The following is a 24,605-nucleotide window of genomic DNA, read 5'->3' on the forward strand; positions in this document are numbered from 1 at the left end:
TGACCAGATCGCTATGCGCAAACTATTTTCTCTATTTTTGTTTCTGACCGTTGCGGTACAATCACACGCTCAAACTAATGAAGCCAGCCTGGTAAGTCCACTGATTAATCAATACCAATCAGACGAGACCATGCTTAACCGTAAATATACGCTCAAGCAATCGGCTGAATACTTTAAGCGGATGGAAAGCTTTTATACCGAATGGCAAAAGCAGTTAAGGGCATTGCCTTTTAAAAAGCTAACCGTAAACGAAAGGGTAGATTACATTTTGCTTAAACGTGACATTCGATCAGATTCGGCCATTTTGCAACAGCAATACACCGAATTTAAAAGCAATATTTTTACTTTGCCTTTTGCCAAAATAGTATTAGATTTTGAGGCAAAACGAAGGATTGGTACACAACAAGACGGTAAAATTATCCAGCAACAGTTTGAACAACTGAAAGAGGCTATTCAGAAAACTACAAAGGCAGTAAAAAATAAAGATTTGATTGTGACACCGGTACAGGCTTCATGGGCGCAGCAAACTGTGAATCAATACCTGACTGTATTTACTGAAGCTTATAAATTTTATGATGGTTACGATCCGCAATTTACCAAAGCCACAAAAGCAGTTTATCCGGATGTAGTAGATGCATTAAAGGAATACGCTGTTGTACTGGATAAAATAGCTAAACCCTCAAATGCCAAAGATGATGGAAGTGGTATTATTGGTAATCCGATAGGAAGAACAGCTTTACTAAGCAGCTTAAACGATGAGATGATTGCTTATACGCCTGAGCAGATTGAGGCTATTGCAATAAGGGAATTTGCCTGGTGTGATGCCGAAATGCTTAAAGCCTCCCAATCAATGGGCTTTGGTAACGATTGGAAAAAAGCATTGGAAAAGGTCAAAACCGATTATCCTGAGTTAGGTAAACAGCCTGAACTTGTTTATGAACTAGCCAATGAAGCCATCAATTTTGTAGAAAAAAATAAACTCATCGTCATTCCTTCCCTGGCCAAAGAAGGGTGGCGCATGCGCATGTTAAGTCCGAAGGAACAATTATTTGCTCCGTTTTTCCTGGGTGGCGAATCCGTATTAATTGCTTATCCGACAGAAGACATGAGCGAAGATGCGAAAATGATGACCCTGCGCGGTAATAACAGGCATTTTTCCAGAGCCGTAGTTTTTCATGAACTTATTCCGGGACACAACCTCCAATATTTTATGCAAAGCCGCTACAAGTCTTATCGCAAAGTATTTGGTACTCCTTTCTGGACGGAAGGCTGGTCGCTGTACTGGGAGATGTTGCTGTGGGACCAGAATTTTGCAAAATCTCCGGAGGATAAAATTGGAATGCTTTTTTGGCGCATGCACCGCTGTGCGCGTATTATTTTTTCGATGAATTACCATTTAGGTAAATGGACACCTCAGCAGTGTATCGACTTTTTAGTAGATCGTGTAGGTTTTGAACGTGCCAATGCAGCAGCTGAAGTACGCAGATCTTTTACCGGTGGGTATGGGCCATTGTATCAAATTGGATACATGTTAGGCGGATTACAATTTAGGGCGTTGCACAAAGAATTGGTAGAAAGCGGTAAAATGACCAATATCGAGTTTCATAATCGCATACTGCACGAAAATAATATGCCCGTAGAAATGGTAAGAGCCTTATTAACCAACCAGCAATTGCCAGAAAATTTTAGTACCAGATGGAAATTTGCCGGTGATATCAATTGATATATAATAAGGTAGATACAACATCAGGTGATAATCGACCCAAAGGAGAAAACTGTAAATATTTATTAACATTGATCTGTAAAATGGCTGTTGAAACAGATTTTGAAGTCTGAAACTTAAGTTTTTTATAGAAATCCATACAATGAGGCGCTTTTAGTGGTGTGCTTACTTTTTTAACGATTTTTTTTTATTTCTACACATTTGCTTCATAGGTAATTAGTGTTGAAAAGTTGATAAGTATTTTTACCTAATTATATTTTTGGTATGGCTATTGTAAAGACTGAGAGACGCTATCCAACGTTATACAGAAAATTATGAAACTACAATTATTCAAAACCCTACCAGTTGCACTCGCTGGTTTATTGATTGGGTCGGTTGCCTCAGCTCAAGAAAGCCCTGCAACTTCAACAACAACTTTCAGAACCTGGTCTGTCGGCGTAAACGCCGGTGTACTTACACCATTATCACCATTGGGTGGAAAAAATGATTTCAGTAATAACAAATCAAGTTTCGGTTATGGCCTTTACATTAAAAAACAATTTACACCTTATTTCTCTCTTCGCTTAGATGGAGTTCGCGGTAAATTAAAAGGCGATAATACCGAGCCTTATGAAAATGGTGTGGTAAACAACTCTCCTGTAAAAGCTTTCGATACTCAATTATCTTATTCAGGAAGTTTAAATGCTGTAGTAAACATGTTCAATATCGATATGTTTAAAAAAGAGAATGCTTTACAACTTTATGCTTCTGCCGGTGCTGGTATTGCAGGTTATAAACCTACTATTACCACGGCAGGTGGTACTTTTTTATATGCAGGTGATAAAAACATCAATGAATTGATTATTCCTGTAGGTTTAGGTGCTAAGTTTAAAATCTCTGATGCGGTTAACTTCGATTTAGGTTGGACAATTACATTCCTTGATGGCGACAACTTAGACGGTTACTACAGAGGTGGTAATGATAAATACAACTATGCATATGCTGGTTTAGAATTTGCTTTAGGTACCGGAAAACAATTGGCTTTCCACAATCCGGTAGCTTTAACTTATGATGAAGCATTAAAAGCAAGACAAACTGCAGATGGTTTAAAATCTGATTTGAATGCTCAAAAAGCTGAGAATGCAAAACTACGTTCAGAAATGAACGACATCCTAAAAGATACAGATGGAGATGGTGTTGCTGATAAATTAGATAAATGTCCGGATACACCAGCAGGAACTGTTGTTGATGGTGCTGGTTGCCCGTTAAAAACTCCAGAAAAAGTTGTAGAAAAAGTAATCGTAACTGAAGAAGATCGTAAAGTGGTTAACGAAGCGATTAAAAACTTGGAATTCGATTTAGGTAAAGCAACAATCCGTTCTAAATCTTATGCTTCTTTAAACAGAGTTGCTGCATTATTGATTCAGAAAAACTTTAGCTTAAAATTAGCTGGTCATACAGATAATACAGGTTCAAAAGAATTAAACTTGCGTTTATCTAAAGACAGAGCAGAATCTGTAAAAGCTTACTTAGTTTCTCAAGGTGCAAATGCATCACGTATTGAAGCTACTGGTTACGGTATGGGCCAACCAATTGCTACCAATAAAACAGCAAAAGGCCGTCAGCAAAACCGTCGTGTAGAGTTTACACTTTACTAGTCTGTTTTAACAGCATTTAAAAAGTCCCGATGAAAATCGGGACTTTTTTGGTTTAAGAGGTTTTGTTTATAATAACCAGCTGTTTTTTGCTTAGTATTCATAAAAACAAATTTGTCATCCTGAGGGGTAATTTATTTTATAAAAATCAATATAAATAACAGTAATTAATCTACATGTAAAAATTCCTCGTGTTACCGTCCTTTCGAGCGGAGTGCAACGCAGTCGAGAAATCTGTTTTGATAGATCTCTCCACTTCGCTTTGCTGCGGTCGAGATGACGACCACTCTAGTGGAGTCTGTCAATGGTAGTGCAGTGAAGGATCTTTGTTAAACTAATTCTAACGCAACAGTCTTTTGAAATAATAAAACTAGTGGCTCTTTTGTCAGGGATTCTTCACTGCGTTCAGAATGACAGCGCAATAGATATTATTTAAGTGAAACAATTACCTTTTTAATCTCGCTTAAATCATTCATCTCAAAATTTGTTGATTGCGGATAAAAGCGCTGATAAATAATCTTATCGTCTTTGCTATCATATATACTAATTATTTTATCGCTGGATCGCTGTGTGTAAACTACATATTTAACATTGGCAGTTTTATTCAGAATTAAACTATCAAGTTCTTTGTACGATATGAATTTAAGTTTGTAATTATAAGGTTCAGCAATAATACCTGATGCTGGTAGAAGTGTTAATCTTGAAGAAAACACTTCCTTAATATATTCGGGTATATAAAGTGTTTCCTTTGCCAATTCAGGTAAGCGTACTTTATTGTAAAATTGATAATCTATACTGCAGTTTTCATTTGCAAGCAATCCATCATTAATCTGTTTTAAATAACCCGTTAAAAAGCCTGGCGACCAGTTAAAGAAACTAGACTTGTTATAGAAATATGATAAAATATTACTTTTTATACTTTTTTTGCTCCCATATTGTTGGTCTTGCGTTCTGACCAGCAGATTGGTATTAGCATCAGCAAAAAGTGCAACTGTTGCCAATATACTTTCTTCCTTTACCCTGGGCTTTTTAGATGGCGTTAATAATTTCAGTGCGTAAATTATATTCACGTTGGATGTACTGTCTGACTCCTCTGCATAAGCATCGAAATAAAAAACTGAATAATTTGCAAGCGTATCATAACGGGCCAGCTCTTCGGGCTTAATAATTTTATATGGTGTAATTGTCCAGTTTTTTTTAATGGCCTGATCAAATTTTTCCAGCTCAGCATAATCAGCATACTGCAAAGTAAATAAGGTGGTTGTCTTTTTGAAAACCTCTAATTTGTGACTGTTTAACAGGGCTTTTCCGAAATAAGATACCTGGCTTTGGCAAATTGTAGTCCATAAAATAAATAGACTAAACAAGAGTATTTGTTTTACTTTTAACATATAACGTGTTTTCATTTTGTGTATGACTATGATAAGAAAAATTTGACAAATATTTTGAATTTTTCTATTGCATTAACAAAATACATTCATTAGCTTTGTTATGCAAGCATAATAAATTAGTGAAAATGAAACAACAACAAACCATAGATTACCATGTTAAGTTTGCCTGGCAAAATATGTTTAATAAGTACAATCAAATGGCATCTGGTTTCGGAATTACCCAGGCCATTGGTTATATGCTTATTAATATAGATGATGTTGAGGGAACTGCAGTATCGAATTTGGCCGGCTTGCTTGGGGTTAAAGCAACCAGTTTATCCCGTATGTTAAATAACATGGAAGAGGCTGATCTCATTTACCGTGAAACATCTGCAGGTGATAAACGTTCGGTAAAGGTTTTTCTGACTGATTTTGGTAAAGAGAAAAAACATTTGGCCAAGGGAGTTGTGCGAAAATTTAATGAATATCTTGATGAGCATTTTTCGAAAAAAGAAAAAGAAACTTTTATTAACCTGCTTGTCAAACTAAATGATATCACAGTAGCCTATACTGTTGATTAACAAATATAATCATGAAATCTGCTGTGTAATTTTTACATAACAGGTTACATCGGACCATAAAAAGAAAAATATATACTGATGAAACGAAGCATTAATAAAGTTGCTGTTCTAGGTTCAGGTATTATGGGTTCCCGTATTGCATGCCACTTCGCCAATATTGGTGTTGAGGTTTTGCTACTGGATATTGCCCCTAAAGATTTGAGTCCTGAAGAGCAGGCAAAAGGATTAGCCCTGGATAACCCAGCTGTAAAAAACCGGATTGTAAATACAGCTTTGCAAACGGCTGTAAAAACAAATCCATCGCCAGTTTATACCAAAAAAGCATTAAATAAAATCAAGACTGGGAATTTCGACGATGATATGTCGAAAATTGCAGATTACGATTGGGTAATTGAAGTTGTTGTCGAAAATCTTGATATCAAGAAAAAAGTTTTCGAACAGGTAGAGCAATTCCGTAAGCCAGGTACTTTAATCACTTCAAATACTTCTGGTATTCCTATTCATTTAATGGCTGAGGGAAGAAGTGAAGATTTTAAATCGCATTTCTGCGGAACTCACTTTTTCAATCCGCCCCGCTATTTAAAATTATTGGAGGTTATTCCTACGCCGCATACGCAGCCAGAAATTGTTGATTTCCTGATGCATTATGGTGATAAGTTTTTAGGTAAAACAACTGTTTTATGTAAAGATACGCCAGCCTTTATTGCTAACCGGGTAGGTGTTTATTCTATTATGGCATTGTTGCATTTGGTTGAAAAACTGGATCTGACAGTAGAAGAGGTTGATAAATTTACAGGGCCAGCATTGGGCAGACCAAAATCGGCTACTTTCCGTACGTCTGACGTGGTAGGTTTAGATACCATGATCAAAGTGGCGAAGGGACTGTATGATAACTGTCCGGATGATAAAGCACACGATTTGTTTAAACTTCCTGCATACGTGCAAAAAATGGAAGAGAACAAATGGCTTGGCGATAAAACTAAACAAGGTTTCTATAAAAAAACCAAATCTGCTGACGGTAAAACCGAAATCCTGGCTTTAGATTTAAAAACCCTTGAATATGAGCCTCAGCAAAAAGTAAAATCGGCGACTTTAGAAATGACCAAGCCGGTGGAGAACCTTCGTGATCGGATGAAGATTTTTGCCAAAGGAAAAGATAAGGCAGGTGAATTGTTCCGTCATTCTTCTTTCGGTTTATTTGAATATGTATCAGATAGAATCCCTGAAATTTCTGATGAATTGTATCGTATTGACGATGCCATGCGAGCTGGTTTTGGCTGGGAGCTTGGCCCCTTCGAACTTTGGGATGCCGTTGGCGTAAAAGAAGCCATCGAAGGAATGGAGCAATATGGGAATAAAGCTGCGGCTTGGGTACACGAAATGCTCGATGCTGGAAATACTTCATTCTATAAAGTAGAAAACGGCGTTAAAAAATATTACGATATCCCTTCTAAAAGCTATAAAGCATTACCGGGTACAGATGAATTTATCATTTTAGATAACCTCCGTGAGAATAAAACCCTTTGGAAAAATTCAGGTGTTTCGATTATTGATTTAGGAGATGGCATTCTGAATGTAGAATTCCACACCAAAATGAATACTATTGGCGGTGATGTGATTTCAGGTATCAACAAAGCGATTGATATGGCCGAGAAAGATTACCGCGGTTTGGTGATCGGGAACGATGGGGCAAATTTTTCTGCCGGAGCAAATGTGGGGATGATTTTTATGATGGCGGTGGAGCAGGAGTGGGATGAATTGAACATGGCGATCAGGATGTTCCAGAATACCTCAATGCGCATCCGTTATTCTTCTATTCCGGTTGTGGTGGCGCCACACAATTTAACCTTGGGCGGTGGTTGCGAGTTTAGCTTGCATGCCGATCACGTACAGCTATCGGCCGAAACTTATATGGGTTTGGTTGAATTTGGTGTGGGCGTTATTCCTGGTGGCGGCGGAACAAAAGAATTTGCTTTGCGTGCTTCTGATGAATTTAAAGACGACCAGATTGTCCAGAATGCTTTGAAAGATCGTTTCTTAACCATTGGTATGGCTAAAGTTTCCACTTCAGGTTACGAAGCCTACGAACTGGGTTATCTGCAAAAAGATAAATTCTCGATCTCTATGAACCGGAACCGTTTATTGGCCGATGCAAAAGCTAAAGCGATAGAACTTGCCGATGCAGGATATACCAAACCCGTACAACGTAATGATATTAAAGTATTAGGAAAGCAAGGTTTAGGAATTGTTTATGCAGGTGCAAACAGCATGTACGCCGGACATTTCATTTCTGAACACGATAAAAAAATATCCGAGAAATTAGGTTATGTAATGTGTGGTGGTGATTTATCTGCGCCAACAGAAGTAACCGAGCAATACTTATTGGACCTGGAAAGAGAAGCTTTTCTATCACTAGCGGGTGAAAGGAAGAGTTTGGAAAGGATTCAAAGTATTATTACAAAAGGGAAACCGTTGAGGAATTAGTGAGTTAAACGTTGAGATATCAGTATCAAGATACGATTGTCGAAAAAAATTACTCATAGTAAATAACAAATAAAATAATAATGCTAGAATTAAGTCTCAATACTTGATTCTAACTACTAGATACTAAACAATGGAAGCATATATTATAGCCGGATATCGTACAGCAGTGGGTAAAGCACCCCGTGGCGTATTCCGTTTTACAAGAGCTGATGATTTAGCCGCAGAGGTAATCAGGGCTTTAGTGGCATCAGTTCCGAATTTAGATAACGAACAGATTGATGATGTAATAGTAGGTAACGCTACACCAGAGGCAGAGCAAGGCTTAAATATTGGCCGTATGATCTCCCTAATGGGTTTAGATACCGATAAAGTTCCTGGTGTTACGGTGAACCGCTACTGTGCATCGGGTTTAGATACCATTGCCACTGCAGTTGCTAAAATTAAGGCTGGCATGGCCGATTGTATCATTGCAGGTGGCGTTGAGGTAATGAGTGGAATGCCTTTCGGTGGCTGGAAACTGGTGCCTAATGCAGAGGTGGCAAAAAACAATCCAGACTGGTATTGGGGCATGGGCTTAACCGCCGAAGCAGTAGCCAAAGAATATAATGTGAGTCGTGAAGATCAGGATGCATTTTCGTTAAAATCTCATGAGAAAGCTATTCACGCTATAAAAAACGGTCATTTAAAAGATGGTGTTTTGCCAATCACGGTAAATGAAAATTATCTTGATGCCAACCTGAAAAAGAAAACCCGTTCTTACGTGGTTGATACCGATGAAGGTCCGCGTGCAGATACTACTTTAGAAAAGTTGGCGAAACTGAAACCTGTATTCGATGCCGTTGGGAGTGTAACCGCAGGTAATTCATCGCAAACATCTGATGGTGCAGCCTTTGTGCTGGTGGTTTCTGAAAAGAAAATGAAGGAATTGAATGCCGAGCCTATTGCCAGGTTGGTAAGTTATGGTGTCGCAGGTGTTCCGCCGCGCATCATGGGGATTGGCCCAATTGAGGCGATTCCAAAGGCATTAAAACAAGCAGGTTTGAAAAAAGAAGATATCGATTTAATTGAACTGAATGAAGCTTTTGCATCACAATCATTAGCCGTAATCAGAACACTGGATTTAAACCCTGATGTAATTAATGTAAACGGTGGTGCAATTGCACTAGGCCATCCGCTGGGCTGTACCGGTGCAAAACTGACCGTGCAGATTATGAATGAATTAAAAAGACAAAACAAAAAATACGGAATGGTGACCATGTGCGTAGGAACCGGACAAGGTGCAGCGGGGATATTTGAACTTTTTTAGATAGTATCGAGATATGAGTATCAAGTATCGAGATTGAATAAAAGGTTTCTAACAATTTATAAAATCATCCCCAAACGTATTTGTATTCATAATTTAAATACTAAAGTATATGCACAATTTTAAAGAACTAAAAGTCTGGAAAAAATCAATCGACTTAGCTGTTGAAGTTTATAAAGCGACATCGCTCTTGCCGACTGAAGAGAGATTTGGATTGATTTCGCAAATGAAAAGATGTTCGGTATCAATTCCTTCGAATATAGCTGAGGGTTCTGGTAGAGGAAGTGGTGCTCAATTCAAATATTTTTTGAACATAAGCCAAGGTTCAGCTTTTGAGTTAGAGACACAATTGATTATTTCAAATCGACTTGAATTACTAGATGATGAATTATCAGCCGATTTGATTGAGAAAACTACTGAGATTCAAAAAATGGTTTATGCTTTGGATAGAAATATCAAAGTGTAAGCATTAAGGTTTGAGTATAAAGTGTCCGGATTGAATAAAAGAAATTGAATAAAGGAAATAATAGAAAAGAATAATAAAGCGATATCAAGTTTTTGAACACAGTTTTGATGCCTGATGATAGCTGCCCAATATTAAAATTTAGTGATATCTAGTGTTAAGCTTTGTCTTGATACCAGATACTCATTACTAGAGACTATTAAAATGGAAACAACTGAAAAAAAAACAATTAAAGGCGGTGAATTCTTAATTAAGGATACCACTTATCAGGAAGTATTTATCCCTGAAGAATTTGATGAAGAGCAGCAGATGATTGCACAAACCTGTCGCGATTTTCTGGCAGCTGAAGTTTATCCCAATTTAGATAAAATTGATAAACAGGAAGATCCTGAATTAATGCCAACACTTTTAACCAAAGCTGGCGAATTGGGTATCTTAGGTGTTTCAGTACCGGAAGAGTACGGTGGTTTTGGTAAAAACTTCAATACTTCCATGTTGGTTGCAGATGTGGTAGGTGCAGGCCACTCTTTTGCTGTAGCACTTTCTGCTCATACAGGCATAGGCACTTTGCCGATTCTATATTATGGTAACGAAGAACAGAAAGCAAAATATATCCCTAAGTTAGGTTCGGGCGAATGGAAGGCCGCTTACTGCTTAACTGAGCCAAACTCGGGTTCGGATGCGAACTCTGGTAAAACCAAGGCCAAACTGAGCGACGATGGTAAACACTATATCATTACTGGGCAGAAAATGTGGATTACCAATGGTGGTTTTGCCGATATTTTTATCGTTTTCGCGAAAATTGATGATGATAAAAACTTAACTGCATTTATTGTGGAGAAAGATTTCGGTGGCATCACCATGAATCCGGAAGAGCACAAAATGGGGATTAAAGGATCTTCAACCCGTCAGGTTTTCTTTAATGATTGCCTGGTACCTGTTGAGAATATGTTGAGTGACAGGGAAAATGGATTTAAAATCGCGGTAAATATTTTAAACATTGGCCGTATCAAATTATCTGCGGCTGCTATTGGTGCATCAAAAGCAACTTTGAACACAGCGATTAATTATTCGAATGAAAGGATTCAGTTTGGCCGCCCAATTTCTAAATATGGCGCGATTCGTTTTAAAATTGCAGAAATTGCTGCTAAACTTTATGCTGTTGATTCGGCAAACTATCGTGCCGGACAGAATATTGATGATACTTACGATCAATTGGTTGCAGGCGGAATGGAATCGGGCAAAGCCAGGTTAAAATCAGTAGAGCAATTTGCGGTAGAGTGTGCCATTTTAAAAGTATGGGGCTCTGAAGCATTAGACTACACAGTAGATGAAGGTGTGCAGATTTATGGTGGTATGGGCTTTAGTGCCGATGCGCCAATGGATAGGGCTTACCGCGATGCCCGTATCAACCGGATTTTCGAAGGTACAAACGAAATTAACCGATTGTTAACCGTTGACATGATGCTAAAACGCGCTATGAAAGGCGAATTGGATTTAATGACGCCAGCCACTGCCGTAGCAGCCGAACTGATGAGCATCCCTGATTTTGGTGAAGAAGATACGGCCTTATTTGCTGCAGAGAAAAAGGTACTCTCGAATTTGAAAAAAGCAACTTTAATGGTAGCTGGTGCTGCGGTTCAAAAATTGATGATGACCTTAAGCAAAGAGCAGGAAATATTAATGAACATTGCCGACATGGCCAGTTATGTTTATGTGCTAGAATCTGCACTGTTAAGAACAGAAAAATTGGCAAGCACACGTGGAGAGGAAGCAGTTGCAGGCCAGTTAGATTTATTAAGAATTTATTTAGTAGAAGCGGTTGACGGTGTTGCCAAAGCAGGTAAAGAAGCACTTTGGGCTTTTGCCGAAGGCGATGAGCAACGGATGATGTTGGTTGGCTTGCGCCGCTTTACAAAAGTAGAGCCGTTTAATGTAAAGGATGCCCGTCAAAGAGTTGCGCAGCAGCTTATTGAAGCAAATAAATATATTTTTTAAGGTAGAGGGCTGAAAGGCGGAGGGTTTAAGGATTGGGTGCATAACCTAAACCTTAAACCCTTTTTTTATTCTGCAGAGGCCTAGAATACATTGTCATGCTGAGGCACGAAGCATCTTAAACCGATGAAAAAGATGCTTCGTGCCTCAGCATGACAGAAGTTGAAAAAATAATAAGCCTTTAGCTTTATGATATTAAAATCCTATTTTCGCGCATGATTAAATTTAGATTCCTCACCATACTCTTTTTATGTGTAGCTGCAGTTTCATCTTGTAAAAAAGATGAGGATCCTGAAAAACAGATTACTGATTTCATCAAACAAAATAATATCAATGCCATTAGAGATAACTCTGGCTTATATTATCAGATCATTAAACCTGGTTCAGGTTCTTTTACTTACCCAAGCAATACTAAAATCACCATCAAATACGAAGGCAGGTTATTAGACGGAACTGTGTTTGATAATGGTGGTGGCAAAGAGCAGACCTTTAATCTTGCCGAATTAATACAAGGCTGGAGAATAGGCATTCCTAAAATCCAAAAAGGTGGTGAAATCAGGTTAATTGTTCCACCAGGTCTAGGTTATGGAAGCGGAGCTGTCGGATCAATCCCAGGTAATTCAGTATTGGATTTTACCATACAGCTGTCTAATACACAATAAGATTAAAGACCAAAGAATTCAAAGAAAATTTGGATTATCAATTTTTTGAAAGTACTTCTTTGCTTTTTATACTCTTTAAAATTGTTAAAATAGGTTAAAAATTGTAGCATCCGTATTAAAAGCTTATTTTTGCGGATGATGGTTAAGTTTAAACATATTATTTTATTGCTATGTCTTGCAGGGTGCTTTGCAGCTTGTAAGAAAAATGTGTCTATTGATGATTCTTACGATCCTACACCTCAATTTAAAACGGATACTGCTGCAATAAGTGCTTTTGTGACAACTAATAATATCCCGGCAACAAAAGATGCAAGTGGTATTTTTTATCAGATTATAGCTCCTGGGGCAGGTAACGTAAGTTATCTAAACTCAACGGTCATTACTGCAGATTATGAAGGCAGATTATTAAACGGTACTATTTTCGATAGCTCCAAAGGAACTCCAATCTCTTTTAAACTTGGAAATGTTATTTTAGGATGGCAATTCGGGATTCAAAAAATACAAAAAGGGGGTAAAATCAGATTGATAATACCGTCTTATTATGCTTATGGAACACAATCACCCTCATCTTTGATTCCGGCAAATTCAATACTCGATTTTACAATAACACTTACAGACGTACAATAATAAATGAACAAATTTACTAAACTAGGCCTATTTGCACTTTTACTGGCTACTGTAGTTTTCAGCTCTTGCGAAAAAGAATATGATACTGCTCAAACTGTTGATGATGAGGCTATAAAGTCATATATATCGAAAAACAATTTGACTCAAATGCAGCCTGATTCTGCTAAAACAGGATTTTATTATCAGGTTACAAACCCTACTGATGGTTCGTTTTTCTTAAATACAGATTCGGTATTGTATGATGTAACAGTTAAATCTATGGCGAGTGGAACAACTTATCTTCAGTCTCCGGCAAACGGTAACTTGGGTACATATGTTGGATATTTAAATAGCTTTTTTCAATCGGCTTTATCAACAACCATTACCTATAATATACCCGCATTAAGAACAGCTGTGCTTAAATTAAAACCAGGAGGTACAGCCAGGATTTTGTTGCCATCATATCTAGGCTTTGGTAGGAATGGTGTAGGGCCAATTCCTTCAAATGAAAATCTTGATTTTATAATTAAAACTTATCCATACCATAAGCAGTGGTTATTTGATGATTCAAAGATCCAAAGCTTTTTAGCTACTAAAAATTTAACAGCAACTAAAGATGCCACTCGTGTTTATTATATTACTAATACTGTTGGTACGGGTACTGATGCAATTAGCGATGAAAGCACTGTAGTTTATAAATATACTGGAAGATTTTTAGATGGTACCGTTTTTGATTCATCTACCGATGGTACTTTTTCTACAACTTTTGCGGGCATTGGAGTTCAAGGATGGAAAAATATTACTAGAAAATATACCGCTGGTGCAAAATTTAGAATGTTCATTCCGTCTGATTTGGCCTATGGTTCAGGTGGACGTACTGGGATTCCAAGTAATGCAATTTTAGATTTCGATATTGAAATTGTAAAGGTTACAAATTAGATAAGTAATTTAAATTCTCTTTGCAAATATGCCTAATGAATCATTAGGCATATTTTTTTGTCATTTATTTTAAAAATTAACCAAATGTATTAATAACTTAATTTTTAGTTGTATGTTTGCCGGGTAAGGGAAAACATACAATTATAATATGAAAAACAAAATTAATTTTCGCTGCTTAATACTACCATTATTAGGTGCTATTTCAATCGCTTCTTGTAAAAAGGATACAAGCGTTGAAAGTTTAAATGAAAAACTTTTAACAAATGCCGTAATTGTTGAAAATGGCTATCTAAAATTTAGAGATCAAAAAGCTTTCGACTCTTTGGTTAATATTTTGGTAAAGCCAGAAAATTTTAAAGCTAAGCCAAAAGAATTAGCAAATTTTAAATCTTACAGTGATGTTTATCTGGAAATAACTAAGGAATATGAAAATGTAAATACCAGTGAGTCATTTGATAATTTTAAGAATAAATATTCCAATATTATAGAAATTAAATCTGATAGCTCTTTGACACATAAATTTGGCACTCCGCTTTCTGCGCTATTTACCAATGTAAATGGAGAGGTTAAGATTGGTGATGTAACTACGGTTTATACGAAGGATCAAAAGATGGTTTCGTATACTGGTAGTCATAAAAAGGAATCTGAATTAACTAATTTGAAAACTGATCCCTCTAAAGGGATCATAGTATCGAACATATCCAGAAGAGTTGCGGTTACAGAAAGTGAGATAGTGCTGGGTGCAACTACCTCAAGTACAATAAAATCTGCCTTATATTATAACGAAGATGGGAAAAGAAGGTTGTTTGTGGATTTATGGGTAGATAGAACTCCTAGATCATATTCGGATGGAACACCTTCAGCTTTAATTCCTTTATCTAGATACTATTGTACTTCTCGTCAAGAACTAAAGAAAACCTTTGGTGGCTGGAGAACAAATGAAACGGACTATTATTTTAGTAATCTTAATTATTTGTGTACCGTTAGAAGAATCCCTGTTATTGACCCGATAACTTACACTTATAATTTACCAAGTTATGGTATTCAAGGAGTGTATGGTCCGGTCATAATTGATATGATATCCACAACTGACGATGTTATTGGTTTTGGTGGTTCAGGTCATTTTAGCTCTGGTGGGGTTCCAAATACTCCAATTTTCTAACTCAACGCCTCTTTAAAAACTTTTAAAACCCTTTCCCTTGCAAAAGTATGCTCAACTATTGGTTGGGCATATTTTTTTGTGCCAAATTCTGGTACCCATTTTTTAATATATCCGAATTTGGGATCGAATTTTTTAGTCTGGAGTTCAGGATTAAAAACCCTGAAATAAGGCGCTGCATCATTCCCTGATCCGGCGGCCCACTGCCAGCCGCCAACATTACTCGCCATTTCATAATCCAATAACTTTTCTGCAAAATAGGTTTCTCCCCAGCGCCAATCGATCAATAAATGTTTGGTTAAAAAACTGCCCACAATCATGCGTACGCGGTTGTGCATCCAGCCGGTTTCGTTGAGCTGCCTCATCCCGGCATCAACAATAGGATAACCAGTATTTCCCTCACACCAGGCTTTAAATTCGGTTTCGTTATTGCGCCATTTAATTTTATCATATTGTTTTTTAAACGAATCGAAAGCCGAGTAGGGGAAATGCCAAAGAATGGTCATATAAAATTCCCGCCAGGCCAATTCAGAAAGCCAGACATTTGATTTTGCTTCCAATGCATCTTTAACTGCTTCCCGAATGCTTAATGTTCCAAAACGCAAATGCAGGCCGATACGTGTAGTGCTATCAAGTGCAGGGAAATCGCGTTCTGTTGCGTAATTATCGAGTTTACTTTTATAACTGATTTTAGGAAAATCCAACTTACTCTTCTCAAATTCCATTTCGGTTAAAGTTGGGAGCGGCAGATGTTTGGTTTGTAATAAATTTTTGAAGTATTTTTCAGTAGGATAAGCCTTTAGATAAAAATCGTTCAGTTTGGCATGCCATTGTTTATAGAAAGGGGTAAAAACGGTATAAGGCGTTTTGTCAGCTTTTAAGATTTCGTTCTTTTCAAAAATTACCTGATCCTTAAATGTTTTGAAGGCTATTTTTTCGCTGGTTAAAAACTCCGCCATGTTATCATCGCGTTCGCGGGCATAAGGTTCATAATCGTGATTGGTATAAACTTCCTTAACGTTGTACTCCTTTAAAACTTCGGGCCATATCTTTTCAGGCTCACCATATTTTACCAGTAAATCTGACCCCTGCTGCTGAAGTTCTTTTTTTAAATCCTCAATGGTTTGGTAAATAAAAGTTACACGGGCATCATCTTTAGGCAGTTTATCCAATATATTCTTGTCAAAAATGAAAAGTGGTAATACTGGATAATCGCCTTTTAGGGCATGATATAAAGCGGCATTATCTGCTAAACGTAAATCGCGGCGGAACCAGAGAATGGATATTGAAGTCATGTGTAATTTTAAAGTTGTAATTTTTTTTGAGATGGTTTATAATTGGCAGTTAGCGGTTTGCAGTTAACAATTAATCTGGTTTCGCGTTAAGCATGCAGCGTCAATTAACTAATTTGAACAATTAACCGATTAGCCATCTATACAGTTCTCAATGGGCAATTAACAATAGAACAATTAAGCAATATAACAATTAACCACTTTGAAAAATTAACCAGTTAAATTATTTGTACAAATCCTTCAAAGCATCCTCCAAATGTGTGAATTTAAATTTGAATCCTGCGTCTAAAATCTTTTGTGCAGAGGTGTTGTTGCTCATCAAAACGGCTTCAACACGTTCTCCCAGTAATAATTCCAATGCTTTTTTAGGTACCTTGATCGGCCAGACCGGACGATGAAGCTGTTTGGCAATAGCTTTAGTTAATGCTTTATTGGTGACCGGAAAAGGAGCGCAGGCATTGTAGCAGCCTTCCGTTTTTAGGTTTTCGATGGCTTCGATATACATTTCTACCATATCATTAATGTGTAGCCAGGGCGTCCATTGTTTGCCAGTGCCCAAAGCCGCTCCTGCAAATAACTTAACAGGTTTGTCAAGTTGTGGTAAAGCGCCGCCGTGATTACTTAAAACAATTCCGGTCCGGAGTTTTACAATCCGGAGACTCAATTTTTTGCCCTGATCTACAACATCTTCCCAAAGTTTACAGCAGTCTGCCAAAAATCCATAACCATTTGGACTTTCTTCTGTTAAAATCTCATCACCACAATCGCCATAAAAACCAACTGCCGAAGCAGAAATGAAAGATTTTAGCTGATGATCAGGTTTAGATTTAATGGTTTTGAAGAGTAGTTCTGTCGATTTTACGCGGCTATCAATGATCTGTTTTTTGCGTTCGTCAGTCCATTTTTTATCAGCAACCGGTTCCCCTGCTAAATGGATAATGGCTTCTACGCCATTTAAACAATCAGCATCAATAGTTCCTTTATAAACATCCCACACAAAATTATTCGCATCTTTATCTTTCTTTCGGGAAAGTGTATTCACCTCATAACCCTTGCTAAGCAAGTGCTTTTTCAGTTCAGTACCCACAAGTCCTGTAGCCCCGGTAATCAGAATTTTCTTAGCCATCTTTTTAAAACACTAAAGATACAAAAGGGTTTTTACGGCTTCATTTAAAACGGTATTAATTTGGTTCTAATTCTTTTGTTACCTATTTGTAAAGAATTATTTAGGGGTTTGATGAAGAAGAAAAATAAGATAAATTTGTAAACGTGTTCTTGCACCCCTTTTCGATAAAAGATGTCCAAAAAAATTTTAGTCTGGTTTAGAAATGATCTTCGCTTGCATGATAATGAAATGCTGGTCGAGGCGATTGCTAAATCTGATTCGATTTTGCCTGTTTACATTCTCGATCGCCGTTCTTTTGGCGAAACAAAATACGGTACCTTAAAAACAGGTAACATTAGAGCACAGTTTATTTTAGAAAGTGTTTTAGGATTACGCACTGCTTTAAAACAGATTGGAGGAAACCTGCTGATTGCTGAAGGCAATCCCGAAGATATTATTCCTCAGCTTGTGCAGGAATATGAGATTACCGAAGTTTACCATCATCGGGAAGTAGCACGCGAAGAAACGCATGTTTCAACTTTGGTAGAAAATGCACTTTGGAAATTACGTGTCAACCTTAAACATTTTATCGGTCACACCTTGTACAATAAAGAGGACCTGCCGTTTCCCATCAAGGATATTCCTGATGCCTTTAATCAGTTTAAAAAGAAAATTGAGCGCGATTCGATTATTAAACCTTGTTTTGCGGCACCTGATCGGATTAATGTAGCTGAAGTGATTGATTGGGGTACATTATCCTCGTTAGCAGACCTTAATCTTATACCTCAACAAAAGGATCAACGTTCCGATTTTGAATTTGTGGGTGGCGAGGCCGAAGGTTTGGCTCATCTTCAAAAGGTGATTGTAGCCATGCAACAGGCTGCAACCACTAAAAACTTAATCCTGGCTTCGAAATTATCAGCCTGGTTAGCCATGGGTAGTTTATCCCCTCGTAAAGTGTACTGGGAAATTAAAAAGATGGAAGGTATACCTAACACTAAAGCCATGTTCAATCATATTTTATTAGGCCTGCTGTGGAGAGATTATTTCCGTTTTATGTTCAAAAAATACGGCAATACGTTTTTTAGTCCGGATGGTTTTGGCAGCCAGGGCTTGATTGATATTGCGAACGAGCAGGATAACTTTAGCAAGTGGAAGAATGCGCAAACAGGTTTTGCTGTGGTAGATGCGGTGATGACGGAACTAAATCAGACCGGTTTCATCTCGAACATTGCCAGACAAACCGCTGCCTTATATCTGATCAATAATTTAGAAGTAAGCTGGGTTTTTGGCGCAGCGTATTTTGAAGAAAAATTGATTGATTATAATCCTGCAAGTAATTGGGGTAACTGGGCTAATATAGCCGGTGTAGGTAATGATCAGAAATCAAAAAGTGTTTTCGATCTTGATAAAAATATCAAAAACCTGGATCCAAAAGGCAATTACTCCTTAACTTGGGCATCATAGTTGTGAGGATTGAATGATTGAGTGTTGAATGATGGAATTGAAATTTTATCGGTTAATAAAAGTGGTATTTTTATCATTCTCTCATTCAATAATTTTCACATTCAATAATTCTCATTTTAATCGAGATTTTTGCCATTTATATAAGGTAAAATTCTAATTTTGTAATGCTTATAGTAAACAGTTAATAATGGATAAATTATCTTATCTTAATGGCGCAAACGCCGAATATATAGAGTCTTTATATCAATCATATCAACAAGATCCCGGGTCTGTTGAATTTGGCTGGCAGAAATTTTTCGAAGGTTTTGATTTTGGAAGAGGATCGGAGGCTCCTGCAGTAACGGCAGAAACGCCTGAACAATTTCTAAAAGAAGTTAATGTTTTAAACCTGATTGATGGCTATCGTAGCCGCGGGCACTTATTTACGCACACTAATCCGGTTCGCGAAAGACGTAAACATTTGCCAACATTAGATCTGGCAAATTTTGGATTATCTGATGCTGATTTAGAAACCGTTTTCAACTCTGGTATGGAGATTGGTATCGGTGCCGCAAAATTGAAAGATATTGTAGCCTTTTTAAAACAAACATACGCACACTCTATCGGTGCAGAATATAAATTTTTACGCACGCCGGAAGTTTTGAACTGGATTCAGCAAAAAATGGAAAGTGCACGTAATACGCCTAATTTCTCAATCGATGAGAAAAAACGTATTCTCCGGAAATTAAACGAAGCGGTAAGTTTCGAAAATTTCTTAGGCACCAAATTTTTGGGTCAAAAACGTTTTTCATTAGAAGGTGCGGAAGCTTTAATTCCAGCTTTAGATTCAGTGATCGAAAAAGGTGCTGAACTGGGAATTGAAGAATTTGTGATTGGTATGGCTCACCGCGGTCGTTTGAACGTGTTGGCCAATATCATGCAAAAAACATACAAAGATATTTTTGCTGAGTTTGAAGGTAAAAGCTACAATCCCGATACCCCATTTGGTGGTGATGTAAAATACCACTTAGGTTATTCTACAGATGTTACTACGGTTTCAGGCAAAAGTGTTCACTTAAGTTTATGTCCTAACCCATCGCACCTGGAAACAGTTGATGGTGTGGTAGAAGGCATGAGCCGCTCGAAAATTGATTTCAAATATGGTGGCGATAACAGTCGCTTAGCACCAATTTTGATCCACGGTGATGCATCAGTTGCCGGACAGGGTATTGTATATGAAGTAATTCAGATGGCAGGTCTTGAAGGTTATAAAACCGGTGGAACCATTCACCTGGTAATTAATAACCAGATTGGTTTTACCACCAATTATAAAGATGCCCGTACCAGTACCTATTGTACTGACATTGCTAAAGTAACTTTATCTCCGGTTTTCCATGTTAATGGTGATGATCCTGAGGCTTTGGTTTATGCGATTAACCTGGCAATGGAATACCGTCAGAAATATAAAAACGATGTTTTTATTGATATTCTTTGCTACCGTCGTTTCGGGCACAATGAGTCTGATGAGCCTAAGTTCACCCAGCCGTTATTATACAAAACAATCGAAAAACACCCTAATCCAAGGGAAATTTATATCGATCAGTTAACTAAAGAAGGTAAGTTGGAAGCTGGTTTAGCAAAAGAAATGGAAAAAGATTTCCGTGGTATTTTGCAGGAACGCTTAAACGAAGCAAAAGAATATGTTGCAGGTAGTACCGAAGTTAAATTTGGTGGTGCATGGGCAGATTTGCGTATGGCAACGCCGAAAGATTTCGAATCTTCACCTGTTACTGCTGTTAAAAAATCTACTTTGTTAGAAATTGGTAAACGCATTACTGCTTTGCCATCAAATAAAAAGTTCTTCAAAAAAATCGAAAAGTTATTTGCTGAACGTAGTAAAATGGTTAACGAGACCAATGTTTTCGACTGGGCAATGGGCGAGCAGCTGGCTTATGGTACTTTGTTATCAGAAGGTAAACGCGTTCGTTTAAGCGGTCAGGATGTGGAGCGTGGTACTTTCTCTCACCGTCATGCGGTATTAACACTTGAAGACAGCGAGGAAGAATATGTACCATTAGCCAATATTTCAGATCAACAGGCGGCATTTGATATTTACAATTCACACTTATCAGAATATGGTGTTTTAGGTTTCGAATATGGTTATGCCATGGCAAATCCAAATGCACTAACCATCTGGGAAGCGCAATTTGGTGATTTCTTTAATGGAGCACAAATCGTTGTCGATCAGTATATTGCAAGTGCCGAAACCAAATGGCAACGCGAAAACGGTTTGGTCATGTTATTGCCTCACGGTTACGAAGGCCAGGGACCAGAGCATTCATCAGCACGTATTGAGCGTTTTATGGAGCTTTGCGCCGATTACAACATGCAGGTAACCAATTGTACTACTCCGGCAAACTTCTTCCACGTATTACGCCGTCAGTTTAAACGCGACTTTCGTAAACCATTGGTTGTATTTACGCCTAAGAGTTTATTGCGCCACCCTGCTTGTGTTTCTAAATTAGAGGAATTTACTGAAGGTGGTTTTAAAGAGGTAATTGACGATGTAAATGTTAAAGTTGCAGATGTAACACGTATTGTTTTCTGTAGCGGTAAAATTTACTATGAATTATTGGAGAAACAACAGGCTGATAAATTAAAACATGTAGCCCTGGTTCGTGTAGAGCAGTTGTATCCAACTCCGATTGATCAGATGGAATCCATCCAGAAGAAATATAAAAATGCTAAGGAAGTTTTCTGGGTACAGGAAGAGCCAGAGAACATGGGGGCATGGCCATATTTGTTCCGCAAGTTGTACAAAACCGCATTAAAAGGTATTGATGTAATTTCGAGAAGAGAGAGCAGCAGCACGGCTACGGGTTTTGCAAAACAACATGCTAACCAACAGGCTTATATTTTGGCAAAAGCTTTAGAAGTTTCGGTTACCGAGGATGTAAAGGATATTGCCAAGAAAGCAACAAAGAAATTAGTTCAGATCGATTAGGTGCATTGCGCTAGGCGTTTGGCGCATAGCGTTTGATATGATTATTAGAAGAAAAAAAACATAACATTACAAAAATGAGTTTAGAGATAAAAGTTCCACCTGTTGGTGAATCGATAACCGAAGTTGTTTTATCACGTTGGATAAAAAACGATGGCGATGTTGTTGAAATGGATGAAGTTATTGCCGAATTAGAATCGGATAAAGCAACATTCGAATTAACTGCAGAACAAGCTGGAACTTTAAAAACCATAGCAGCCGAAGGCGATACTTTAGCCATTGGTGCAGTAGTTTGTAAAATTGAAGATGGTGGTGCAGCTCCAGCGAAAGCTGATGCGCCAAAGGCTGAAGAAAATGCTGTTGTTGCTGAAGATAAAACTGTGGCTCCAGTTGCCGAAAAATCAGGCGAAAGCTATGCTACTGGAACTCCTTCCCCTGCTGCTGGTAAAATTCTTGCAGAAAAAGGCATTGATGCTGGCGCGGTGAAAGGTACTGGTGTAGATGGACGTATTACTAAAGATGATGCTGTTAAAGCTGAGGCGGGTAAAAAACCAGAAGCACCAAAAGCAAGTGCTCCGGTTGTAACTGCTGCTCCTGCAGGTAGCCGTGGCGAACGTCGTGAGAAAATGTCTCCATTACGTAGAACGGTTGCAAAACGTTTAGTTGCTGTAAAAAATGAAACCGCAATGTTGACTACTTTTAACGAAGTTAACATGAAGCCGATTATGGATTTACGCGGAAAATATAAAGATCAGTTTAAAGAGAAATTTGGCGTTGGTTTAGGTTTTATGAGCTTTTTCACTAAAGCCGTTACCGAAGCATTAAAAGATTTCCCTGCGGTGAATGGTCGTATTGAAGGTGAAGAATTGGTATACAATGATTTCGCCGACATTTCTATCGCTGTTTCTGCGCCGAAAGGTTTAGTGGTTCCGGTGATCCGTAATGCGGAAAGTATGACTTTAGCGCAGATTGAAAAATCGGTGTTAGAATTGGCTTTAAAAGCACGTGATAGCAAATTAACCATCGAAGAAATGACTGGTGGAACATTCACCATTACTAACGGTGGCGTATTTGGTTCAATGATGTCGACTCCGATTATCAATGCGCCACAATCGGCTATTTTAGGTATGCACAACATCGTTGAGCGTCCGGTAGCTGAAAAAGGTGAGGTGGTCATCCGTCCGATGATGTATGTTGCTTTATCTTACGATCACAGAATTATCGACGGACGTGAGTCGGTTGGTTTCCTGGTTCGTGTGAAACAATTGTTAGAAGATCCAGCTAGATTATTATTAGGTATCTAAACCCTAAATCCCGATAAATCCGGACTTTATATATTATAAAGAAGTCAAGTTTTAATGGCCAATGTGCTTGAAAAACTTGACTTCTTTTTTATACCCGAAAAATGAAATTAACGTTCAACTCAAAATTTCTCTTCATTTTTCTAGCGATATTCCTTCTCGAAATTTTAATCGCTAAATATCTTCACGATGCATTTATCCGGCCTTTTGGTGGTGATGTTTTAGTGGTTGTATTAATTTATGCCTTCTTTAGAATATTCTTAATTACCAATAATAAAAGACTTGCTTTAGGTGTATTGATTTTCTCTTTTATTATCGAGTTTTTACATGCAGTTCATTATGTAAATTGGTTGGGTTTGCAGGATAATAAGTTCTGGAGTATTGTTTTGGGAACCTATTTTTCTGTTTATGATCTGCTTGCTTATTTTATTGGATATCTGATCTGTTTGTGTTTTAAGGATTGATAAGATGTTGGTCTGGATTTGTAATCCGGACCTATTGTAATATACTTTAACAGTTATTTTAATGAATCCATTTTCTAAGGATTTTTGATCCTTAGCTCAAAAGACGGGATTGCAAATCCCAACTAACAATCAGGATTGAGGTAAAGCAATTTCTTATTTAGAGAGTGCTTTAATCGGTTTCAGATCCAGTTGTTTAAATTCAACTTCACTACCTTCTGCCTGTAGGGCAATCTGTCCGCTACTTGCCGTGCAGTTTGTGCCATAATTTACTAAGGTGCCATTTACCCAAACCTTCACTTCTTTGTTTAAACACTGAATAATCATGGTATTCCATTCGCCAACAGGTTTTTCACTGTCATCTGTTAAATTTTTAATCCGGCGCAGTTTATTGCCGTTTACACCCCATTTTTCTTTCGGGCCGCGTCTGGCTAGCATATCCGGCACAGTAATGTCTTCTTCAATACACCAAAAATCGCCGGCATCTTTATGTTGCATCTGAACTTCAAGCGATTTTGGAAACATACCGTAAAGTGCCCGTGGGGTTGAGGCATGCACCAAAACGCCACAGTTGCCAGGTTTGCCTGCAAAGCGGTATTGTACCGTTAACTGGTAATTTTTATAATTTTTATCGGTTATTAAATGTCCGCCTGGTGTTCCTAAACTTACCAGCATACCATTACGCACTATAAACGGATTAATCGTATCGGGTTTTTTGTCCATTGCAGGTACATCTACATGCCAGCCGCTTAGATTTTTTCCGTTAAAAAGGCTTTTTTGAGCAAATGATGCGCTACTTAATGTAACTAGCAGTAAAAAGGCATAGTAGAATTTCATAATATCTGGTTTTTGTATTCCAAATATATTAAATATAAATGGCAGGAGCGTTGTAAGGAGGTTCGTCATTTCGACTGGAGTGCAACGGAATGGAGAAATCTATCACAACAACTGGCCGTCATTCTCGCGCATGCGGGAATCTTAATGCAACTTACAAGCCCTACCAAGGCATTACGATTCCCAATCAAGTTGGGAATGACGATATCCTTCATAACATTGTGCCCTAAGCTGGTCTTAGCGTCT

19 protein-coding genes are annotated in these 24,605 nt (G+C 37.8%); 15 read left to right on the forward strand and 4 right to left on the reverse strand.

Annotation, left to right across the window (positions count from 1 at the left end):
- Nucleotides 1–13: 13 nt before the first annotated feature.
- Nucleotides 14–1,723, forward strand: coding sequence for a DUF885 family protein (locus IM793_RS23755; RefSeq protein ID WP_193425854.1), 1,710 nt, complete (start codon nt 14–16; stop codon nt 1,721–1,723).
- 314 nt (nt 1,724–2,037) lie between these two features.
- Nucleotides 2,038–3,360 carry a DUF6089 family protein gene (locus tag IM793_RS23760; RefSeq protein WP_193425857.1) on the forward strand — a complete coding sequence of 441 codons (1,323 nt, stop codon included), beginning with the start codon at nt 2,038–2,040 and terminating at the stop codon, nt 3,358–3,360.
- Nucleotides 3,361–3,785: 425 nt separating this feature from the next.
- On the opposite strand, the gene IM793_RS23765 is transcribed toward IM793_RS23760, so the two are convergent.
- Nucleotides 3,786–4,763: a hypothetical protein gene (locus tag IM793_RS23765; protein WP_193425859.1), complete on the reverse strand. Its 978-nt coding sequence runs from the start codon at nt 4,761–4,763 to the stop codon at nt 3,786–3,788.
- Nucleotides 4,764–4,873: 110 nt separating this feature from the next.
- On the opposite strand from IM793_RS23765, the gene IM793_RS23770 reads away from it, so the two are divergent.
- The 9 genes from IM793_RS23770 to IM793_RS23810 all read left to right on the forward strand — a co-directional run bounded on the left by IM793_RS23770 (nt 4,874) and on the right by IM793_RS23810 (nt 14,922).
- Entirely contained in the window at nt 4,874–5,308 is a 435-nt protein-coding gene (locus IM793_RS23770; protein ID WP_193425861.1) for a MarR family winged helix-turn-helix transcriptional regulator, read from the forward strand.
- Between the two features lie 78 nt (nt 5,309–5,386).
- The gene (locus tag IM793_RS23775) at nt 5,387–7,792 is read left to right on the forward strand and encodes a 3-hydroxyacyl-CoA dehydrogenase/enoyl-CoA hydratase family protein (RefSeq protein ID WP_193425863.1); all 2,406 of its coding nucleotides are present in this window, start codon (nt 5,387–5,389) and stop codon (nt 7,790–7,792) included.
- A 130-nt stretch (nt 7,793–7,922) separates the two neighbouring features.
- Nucleotides 7,923–9,098, forward strand: a complete 1,176-nt coding sequence (locus tag IM793_RS23780) for an acetyl-CoA C-acyltransferase (protein WP_121283947.1) — start codon at nt 7,923–7,925, stop codon at nt 9,096–9,098.
- A 109-nt stretch (nt 9,099–9,207) separates the two neighbouring features.
- Nucleotides 9,208–9,561 (forward strand): four helix bundle protein, encoded by a 354-nt coding sequence (locus IM793_RS23785; protein WP_193425865.1) that lies wholly within the window; start codon nt 9,208–9,210, stop codon nt 9,559–9,561.
- Nucleotides 9,562–9,762: 201 nt separating this feature from the next.
- Nucleotides 9,763–11,556, forward strand: coding sequence for an acyl-CoA dehydrogenase family protein (locus tag IM793_RS23790; protein ID WP_193425867.1), 1,794 nt, complete (start codon nt 9,763–9,765; stop codon nt 11,554–11,556).
- Nucleotides 11,557–11,768: 212 nt separating this feature from the next.
- Nucleotides 11,769–12,215: an FKBP-type peptidyl-prolyl cis-trans isomerase gene (locus IM793_RS23795; protein WP_193425869.1), complete on the forward strand. Its 447-nt coding sequence runs from the start codon at nt 11,769–11,771 to the stop codon at nt 12,213–12,215.
- A gap of 135 nt (nt 12,216–12,350) precedes the next feature.
- The gene (locus tag IM793_RS23800; protein ID WP_227256377.1) at nt 12,351–12,842 is read left to right on the forward strand and encodes an FKBP-type peptidyl-prolyl cis-trans isomerase; all 492 of its coding nucleotides are present in this window, start codon (nt 12,351–12,353) and stop codon (nt 12,840–12,842) included.
- A gap of 3 nt (nt 12,843–12,845) precedes the next feature.
- On the forward strand, nt 12,846–13,760 hold the full coding sequence (locus IM793_RS23805; RefSeq protein WP_193425871.1) for an FKBP-type peptidyl-prolyl cis-trans isomerase: 915 nt from the start codon (nt 12,846–12,848) through the stop codon (nt 13,758–13,760).
- 148 nt (nt 13,761–13,908) lie between these two features.
- On the forward strand, nt 13,909–14,922 hold the full coding sequence (locus IM793_RS23810) for a hypothetical protein (protein ID WP_193425874.1): 1,014 nt from the start codon (nt 13,909–13,911) through the stop codon (nt 14,920–14,922).
- On the opposite strand, the gene IM793_RS23815 is transcribed toward IM793_RS23810, so the two are convergent.
- On the reverse strand, nt 14,919–16,214 hold the full coding sequence (locus tag IM793_RS23815; RefSeq protein WP_193425876.1) for a deoxyribodipyrimidine photo-lyase: 1,296 nt from the start codon (nt 16,212–16,214) through the stop codon (nt 14,919–14,921). The two genes, IM793_RS23810 and IM793_RS23815, sit on opposite strands and share 4 nt — an antisense overlap.
- A gap of 220 nt (nt 16,215–16,434) precedes the next feature.
- Nucleotides 16,435–17,337 carry a TIGR01777 family oxidoreductase gene (locus IM793_RS23820; RefSeq protein WP_193425878.1) on the reverse strand — a complete coding sequence of 301 codons (903 nt, stop codon included), beginning with the start codon at nt 17,335–17,337 and terminating at the stop codon, nt 16,435–16,437.
- Nucleotides 17,338–17,508: 171 nt separating this feature from the next.
- On the opposite strand from IM793_RS23820, the gene IM793_RS23825 reads away from it, so the two are divergent.
- The 4 genes from IM793_RS23825 (at nt 17,509) to IM793_RS23840 (ending at nt 23,528) form a co-directional block, all read left to right on the forward strand.
- Nucleotides 17,509–18,783, forward strand: coding sequence for a DASH family cryptochrome (locus IM793_RS23825; protein WP_193425880.1), 1,275 nt, complete (start codon nt 17,509–17,511; stop codon nt 18,781–18,783).
- 187 nt (nt 18,784–18,970) lie between these two features.
- Nucleotides 18,971–21,766: a 2-oxoglutarate dehydrogenase E1 component gene (locus tag IM793_RS23830; protein WP_193425882.1), complete on the forward strand. Its 2,796-nt coding sequence runs from the start codon at nt 18,971–18,973 to the stop codon at nt 21,764–21,766.
- 74 nt (nt 21,767–21,840) lie between these two features.
- Complete coding sequence (gene odhB / locus IM793_RS23835) at nt 21,841–23,067, forward strand: 2-oxoglutarate dehydrogenase complex dihydrolipoyllysine-residue succinyltransferase (protein ID WP_193425884.1); 1,227 nt, start codon at nt 21,841–21,843, stop codon at nt 23,065–23,067.
- Nucleotides 23,068–23,168: 101 nt separating this feature from the next.
- Nucleotides 23,169–23,528: a DUF2809 domain-containing protein gene (locus IM793_RS23840; RefSeq protein ID WP_193425886.1), complete on the forward strand. Its 360-nt coding sequence runs from the start codon at nt 23,169–23,171 to the stop codon at nt 23,526–23,528.
- Between the two features lie 153 nt (nt 23,529–23,681).
- On the opposite strand, the gene IM793_RS23845 is transcribed toward IM793_RS23840, so the two are convergent.
- Nucleotides 23,682–24,362 carry a DUF1080 domain-containing protein gene (locus IM793_RS23845; protein WP_193425888.1) on the reverse strand — a complete coding sequence of 227 codons (681 nt, stop codon included), beginning with the start codon at nt 24,360–24,362 and terminating at the stop codon, nt 23,682–23,684.
- Between the last annotated feature and the right edge of the window lie 243 nt (nt 24,363–24,605).

Source organism: Pedobacter sp. MR2016-19 (genome assembly GCF_014947265.1).
GTDB lineage: Bacteria > Bacteroidota > Bacteroidia > Sphingobacteriales > Sphingobacteriaceae > Pedobacter.

Bases quoted from the DNA above. Each gene is read 5' to 3' on its own strand.
- IM793_RS23755 (WP_193425854.1), top strand. From the start codon at position 14: ATGCGCAAACTATTTTCTCTATTTTTGTTTCTGACCGTTGCGGTACAA.
- IM793_RS23760 (WP_193425857.1), top strand. From the start codon at position 2,038: ATGAAACTACAATTATTCAAAACCCTACCAGTTGCACTCGCTGGTTTA.
- IM793_RS23765 (WP_193425859.1), bottom strand. From the start codon at position 4,763: ATGAAAACACGTTATATGTTAAAAGTAAAACAAATACTCTTGTTTAGT.
- IM793_RS23770 (WP_193425861.1), top strand. From the start codon at position 4,874: ATGAAACAACAACAAACCATAGATTACCATGTTAAGTTTGCCTGGCAA.
- IM793_RS23775 (WP_193425863.1), top strand. From the start codon at position 5,387: ATGAAACGAAGCATTAATAAAGTTGCTGTTCTAGGTTCAGGTATTATG.
- IM793_RS23780 (WP_121283947.1), top strand. From the start codon at position 7,923: ATGGAAGCATATATTATAGCCGGATATCGTACAGCAGTGGGTAAAGCA.
- IM793_RS23785 (WP_193425865.1), top strand. From the start codon at position 9,208: ATGCACAATTTTAAAGAACTAAAAGTCTGGAAAAAATCAATCGACTTA.
- IM793_RS23790 (WP_193425867.1), top strand. From the start codon at position 9,763: ATGGAAACAACTGAAAAAAAAACAATTAAAGGCGGTGAATTCTTAATT.
- IM793_RS23795 (WP_193425869.1), top strand. From the start codon at position 11,769: ATGATTAAATTTAGATTCCTCACCATACTCTTTTTATGTGTAGCTGCA.
- IM793_RS23800 (WP_227256377.1), top strand. From the start codon at position 12,351: ATGATGGTTAAGTTTAAACATATTATTTTATTGCTATGTCTTGCAGGG.
- IM793_RS23805 (WP_193425871.1), top strand. From the start codon at position 12,846: ATGAACAAATTTACTAAACTAGGCCTATTTGCACTTTTACTGGCTACT.
- IM793_RS23810 (WP_193425874.1), top strand. From the start codon at position 13,909: ATGAAAAACAAAATTAATTTTCGCTGCTTAATACTACCATTATTAGGT.
- IM793_RS23815 (WP_193425876.1), bottom strand. From the start codon at position 16,214: ATGACTTCAATATCCATTCTCTGGTTCCGCCGCGATTTACGTTTAGCA.
- IM793_RS23820 (WP_193425878.1), bottom strand. From the start codon at position 17,337: ATGGCTAAGAAAATTCTGATTACCGGGGCTACAGGACTTGTGGGTACT.
- IM793_RS23825 (WP_193425880.1), top strand. From the start codon at position 17,509: ATGTCCAAAAAAATTTTAGTCTGGTTTAGAAATGATCTTCGCTTGCAT.
- IM793_RS23830 (WP_193425882.1), top strand. From the start codon at position 18,971: ATGGATAAATTATCTTATCTTAATGGCGCAAACGCCGAATATATAGAG.
- odhB (WP_193425884.1), top strand. From the start codon at position 21,841: ATGAGTTTAGAGATAAAAGTTCCACCTGTTGGTGAATCGATAACCGAA.
- IM793_RS23840 (WP_193425886.1), top strand. From the start codon at position 23,169: ATGAAATTAACGTTCAACTCAAAATTTCTCTTCATTTTTCTAGCGATA.
- IM793_RS23845 (WP_193425888.1), bottom strand. From the start codon at position 24,362: ATGAAATTCTACTATGCCTTTTTACTGCTAGTTACATTAAGTAGCGCA.